The sequence below is a fragment of the Achromobacter sp. genome (assembly GCF_036567245.1).
Lineage (GTDB): Bacteria > Pseudomonadota > Gammaproteobacteria > Burkholderiales > Burkholderiaceae_B > Achromobacter.
This window is the reverse complement of the sequence record NZ_DATCUY010000328.1, coordinates 1-4,363: the sequence shown is the minus strand read 5'-3', so window position 1 is coordinate 4,363 and position 4,363 is coordinate 1. Positions and strand designations below refer to the sequence as shown.

General features: G+C 66.3%; 7 protein-coding genes. 3 read left to right on the top strand and 4 right to left on the bottom strand.

Features of this window, described 5'->3' with window-relative positions; all coding sequences use genetic code 11:
- The 4 genes from VIR09_RS14360 to VIR09_RS14345 form a co-directional block, all read right to left on the bottom strand.
- Positions 1-378 (bottom strand): HIT family protein (locus VIR09_RS14360; protein WP_332013474.1); only part of this gene is annotated, 378 nt, incomplete at its 3' end.
- Complete coding sequence (locus VIR09_RS14355; RefSeq protein ID WP_332013473.1) at positions 375-824, bottom strand: GNAT family N-acetyltransferase; 450 nt, start codon at positions 822-824, stop codon at positions 375-377. The genes VIR09_RS14360 and VIR09_RS14355, both read right to left, overlap by 4 nt.
- 23 nt (positions 825-847) lie before the next feature.
- Positions 848-2,314, bottom strand: coding sequence for a polyphosphate:AMP phosphotransferase (gene pap, locus VIR09_RS14350; protein ID WP_332013472.1), 1,467 nt, complete (start codon positions 2,312-2,314; stop codon positions 848-850).
- 94 nt (positions 2,315-2,408) lie between these two features.
- The gene (locus VIR09_RS14345; RefSeq protein WP_332013471.1) at positions 2,409-3,272 is read right to left on the bottom strand and encodes an MBL fold metallo-hydrolase; all 864 of its coding nucleotides are present in this window, start codon (positions 3,270-3,272) and stop codon (positions 2,409-2,411) included.
- 123 nt (positions 3,273-3,395) lie between these two features.
- Here VIR09_RS14345 and VIR09_RS14340 point away from each other — a divergent pair, with 123 nt between their 5' ends.
- The 3 genes from VIR09_RS14340 to VIR09_RS14330 all read left to right on the top strand — a co-directional run.
- On the top strand, positions 3,396-3,731 hold the full coding sequence (locus VIR09_RS14340) for an ArsR/SmtB family transcription factor (protein ID WP_013396782.1): 336 nt from the start codon (positions 3,396-3,398) through the stop codon (positions 3,729-3,731).
- Positions 3,728-4,159, top strand: coding sequence for a YeeE/YedE family protein (locus VIR09_RS14335; RefSeq protein ID WP_332013470.1), 432 nt, complete (start codon positions 3,728-3,730; stop codon positions 4,157-4,159). Before VIR09_RS14340 ends, VIR09_RS14335 begins: the two co-directional genes overlap by 4 nt.
- A 1-nt stretch (position 4,160) precedes the next feature.
- On the top strand, positions 4,161-4,363 hold a 203-nt coding region (locus VIR09_RS14330), incomplete at its 3' end, for a DUF6691 family protein (RefSeq protein WP_332013469.1).

Genomic DNA, 4,363 nt, shown 5'->3' with positions numbered 1-4,363 from the left:
CCATTCCGCGGATTCCGCACCGGCCGCGACGCGCGGCGGCGCCCAGATCGGATCCGGAAAGTGGCGGTCGCCGCGCCAGCGCGGAATCACGTGCCAGTGCAGATGCGGCACCATATTGCCCAGCGAGGCCAGGTTGATCTTGTCGGGCCCCAGGACCGATTGCTGCGCTTCTTCCACCACATACACGGCCCGCATCAGCAGGTCGCGGCCATGGGTGGACAGGCTGGTCATCTCGGCCAGGTGGCCGTTCCAGACCACCCGGGTGAAGCCAGGATAGTCGGCGTCGTCCACTTCGATGATGCGCAGGTGCGGACCGCGCCACAGCAGCGTGCCGCCGTCCTCCTGGCACAGTGGACAGTTGGGGTCGCGCGCACTCACGGCATCACCTTGCGGTACTGGATGAAGCCCGAGCGGTCGGCGATGCGGTCATAGAGCTGGATGGCGGTGGCGTTGGTCTCGTGGGTCAGCCAGTACACGCGCGAGCAGTTGGCGGCGGCGGCCTGCGCATACACGTGCTCGATCAGCTTGCGGCCGGCGCCGGTGCCGCGTACGTCCGGGTCCACGTACAGATCTTGCAGGTAGCAGTAGTCGCCCGCGGTCCAGGTGGAACGGTGGAAGATCCAGTGCACCATGCCGACGGCCCGGCCGCTCTCATAGGCCAGCGCCGCGTGCATGGGTTCGGCAGGATCCAGGAAGCGCGCCCAGGTGTTGCGCGTGACCGCATCGTCGATGTTGACGCGATAGAACTCCTGGTAGCCCTTCCATAGCGGCAGCCAGGCTTCGAAGTCGGCGGCGACGATGGGACGGATTTCTGCGGTACTCATGGCTTGCTGCCTCCAGGCGGGATTCAGAGTTGGTCTTCCATGGCTTTGACGATGTGTCGCAGCACTTGTAATCGAGCGTAGCGCTTGTCGTTGGCCGACACCAGATGCCACGGCGCGTGTGCGAGGTCCGTACGCGCCAGCATCTCGTTGGCCGCGGCCGCGTAGTCCTTCCATTTGTCGCGGTTGCGCCAGTCGTCGGCCGTGATCTTGAAATTCTTGAAGGGGGAATTCTCGCGCTCCTTGAAGCGCTCCAGCTGCACGTCCGGCGTCACTGCCAGCCAGAACTTCAGCACCAGCGCGCCGCTGGCGGCCAGTTGCCCCTCGAAGTCGTTGATCTCGGCGTAGGCGCGGCGCCAGTTGGCGGGGGTGGTCAGTTTCTCGACGCGCTCGACCAGCACGCGGCCATACCAGGAGCGGTCGAAGATGGCGATGCGTCCATGGCGCGGCACATGGCGCCAGAAACGCCACAGATAGGGCCGGGCCTGTTCCTCGCTGTTGGGCGCGGATACGGGCGTGATGTCGAACTGCCGCGCATCCAGCGCATGCGTCACGCGCCGGATCGCGCCGCCCTTGCCAGCCGCGTCCTGCCCTTCGAACACCAGCACCAGCGAGCGTGCCTGGAACTTCTTCGAACGCGCCGCGCGCGCCAGCCGGCCTTGCAGCAGGCCCAGTTCGGATTCGTAGTCGTCCTTGTCGGTCTTGGCGTCGTAGTCCAGTTCGCCCAGGCGATCGACGACGCGGGTGGTCCGGGCGTGCGCCACGAAGGCGGGCGGGATGCGGGGCACGCCGCGCTGGCGCATGGCGGCCAGCACCGCTTCGGCGGTACGCGCGGCGCGGATGTCCTCGTCCGCGCTGGGGATCACGACCCAGGGCGCGTGGCCGCTGTCCGTGCGGTTCAGCACCACCTGGCCGGCATTGCGGATGCGGTCGTACTTCTTGTAGACCTTCAGGTCGATCGGGCTGACCTGCCAGGAGGTCTCGGGGCTGGCCAGCAGGCGCTCGGCCCGGGCCTTCTGCGCCTTGGCCGACAAGTGGAACCAGAGCTTGACGATCTGCACGCCTTCGGCGGCAAGCATGGCCTCGAAGTGGCGGATCGCGGCGGCCTGCGCCTCGATGCTGTTCTGGTCAGGCTTCTTGCGCGTCGCTTCGAGCAGCAGCGGCGCGTACCAGGAGCCGAAGACGATGCCGGTGCTGCCCTTGGGCGGCAGGTCGTTCCAGTAGCGCCAAAATGGCGGACGCTGCAGCGCGGCGCCTTCGCGCGGCCCATAGGCCAGCGTCTTGATGTGGCGCGGATCCATCCACTCGTTCAGCAGGTTGACGGTGGCGCCCTTGCCGGCGCCGTCTATGCCGGCGATCACGATCAGCAGCGTCTTGTCAGCCTTCTGCAGGCGCTGGTACTGCGCGTTCAGCAAGGCGACGCGCAGCTTCGCCTCCAGCGGCTTGAATTCTTCCTTGGACAGGCTGGGGTCGGCTTCGGCTTCTGCAAACATGGGGGATCCGTCTGATCGGCAATTCTGCGATCGGACGATCTTGCGGGATAAGCCCGGGGGGCGCAAGCCCGGATCGCGGCCCCAGCCGCCGCCGTCAGAGCGCGTCGACGGGGATTTTCAGATAGCGCACGCCGTTGTCCTCGGGCGGCGGAAAGTGGCCGGCGCGGATGTTCACCTGGATGGCGGGCAGGATGAGGGTAGGCATGGAAAGCGTGGCATCACGCCGCGTGCGCATGGCCACGAATTCCTCTTCGCTGATGCCGTCGCGCACGTGGATGTTGGCGCGGCGCTGTTCGGCCACCGTGGTCTGCCAGGAGGCTTCGCGTCCGGCGGGCGGGTAGTCGTGGCACATGTGCAGCCGCGTGCTGGCGGGCAGGCTCAGCAGCCGCTGGATGGAACGGTACAACTGATGGGCGTCGCCGCCGGGGAAGTCGCAGCGCGCCGTGCCCACGTCCGGCATGAATAGCGTGTCGCCGACGAAAGCCGCGTCGCCGATCAGGTAGGCCATGTCGGCCGGCGTGTGGCCGGGCACGTGAATGGCCTGCGCCGTCAGCGCGCCGATGCGGAAAGTTTCGCCGTCGGCGAACAGATGGCCGAACTGCGAGCCGTCCAGCTGGAATTCGGGTTCCAGGTTGAAGATTTTCTTGAACACGCCCTGCACGGTCTGGATGCTTTGGCCGATGGCGATGACCCCGCCGAGCCGCCGCTGCAGGTAGGGCGCCGCCGACAGGTGGTCGGCATGCGCATGGGTTTCCAGCAGCCATTCGGTCTTCAGGCCACGTTGGCGCACGTAGTCCGCCACCCGGTCGGCGCTGGCGGTGCTGCTGCGGCCGGACTTGGGGTCGTAGTCCAGCACCGAGTCGATGATGGCGCAGGCGCCGCCCGGCGCGGGCTCATGCACGACATAGGTGACGGTGGCGGTGACGGGATCGAAGAAAGCCTGGATCTGGGGTGACATGGACGCTCGTGTCGCAGCGAGTCGCTGCACAATGAAACACTATATATATTTCAATAATATTGTTGGATATTATATTGGTCAATATAATGATCAAACTCTCTCACGCCGATTGATACGCATCAAATGAATGAAGCCCTGACCGAGTGCGAAGTCGCCGTCTTGCGCGAATCCGCCTCCCAGGCCTGCGCGCTCCTCAAGGCGCTGGCCAACGAAGACCGCCTGCTGCTGCTGTGCCAGCTGGTCCAGAACGAACGCAACGTAAGCGAACTCGAATCGCTGACCGGCATCCATCAGCCCACGCTGTCCCAGCAACTGGGCGTGCTGCGCGATGAAGGATTGGTCGCAACGCGCCGCGAAGGCAAATACGTCTATTACCAGATGGCCAGTTTCGAGGTCAGCCAGGTCATGAAGACGCTATCGAGTTTGTACTGCGGCCGCGCCATGGAGTCACTCAAGTGAACCTGGACTGGTCCGCCTTCACTCCCTGGTCCGCAGCCGCGGGCGGCCTGCTCATTGGCGCGGCTGCCGTGCTGCTGATGGCGGGTGCGGGACGCATCGCGGGTATCAGCGGGGTTGTGGGCGGCTTGCTTCAGGGCGAGCGCGACGGCATGTGGCGGCTGGCCTTTCTGATCGGCCTGCTGGCTTCACCCTGGCTGTACCGGCTGGGCAGCGCCTTGCCGCCCGTCGTGGTCGAGGCCAGCACCACGCGCCTGATCGTCGCGGGCCTGCTGGTCGGCATAGGCACGCGCTACGCCTCGGGCTGCACCAGCGGCCACGGCGTCTGCGGCGTGTCGCGCGGATCGCGCCGCTCGCTGACCGCCACCGCTTTGTTCATGGCCGCGGGCTTTGCCGTGGTCTACGTCACCCGTCATCTGGGAGCGCTCTGACATGGTTGCGCTGATCGCCTTCGCATCGGGCCTGGTGTTCGGCCTGGGCCTCATTGTTTCCGGCATGGCCAACCCGGCCAAGGTGCTGGGCTTCCTGGACCTTGCCGGCGCCTGGGATCCGTCGCTGGCCTTCGTGATGGGCGGCGCCGTGCTGGTCACCGCGGCGGGCTTCGCGCTCTTGCGGCGGCGCCGCGCCAGCCTGTC

Coding starts and splice junctions, on each gene's coding strand:
- VIR09_RS14355 (WP_332013473.1), bottom strand. CDS start 824: ATGAGTACCGCAGAAATCCGTCCCATCGTCGCCGCCGACTTCGAAGCC.
- pap (WP_332013472.1), bottom strand. CDS start 2,314: ATGTTTGCAGAAGCCGAAGCCGACCCCAGCCTGTCCAAGGAAGAATTC.
- VIR09_RS14345 (WP_332013471.1), bottom strand. CDS start 3,272: ATGTCACCCCAGATCCAGGCTTTCTTCGATCCCGTCACCGCCACCGTC.
- VIR09_RS14340 (WP_013396782.1), top strand. CDS start 3,396: ATGAATGAAGCCCTGACCGAGTGCGAAGTCGCCGTCTTGCGCGAATCC.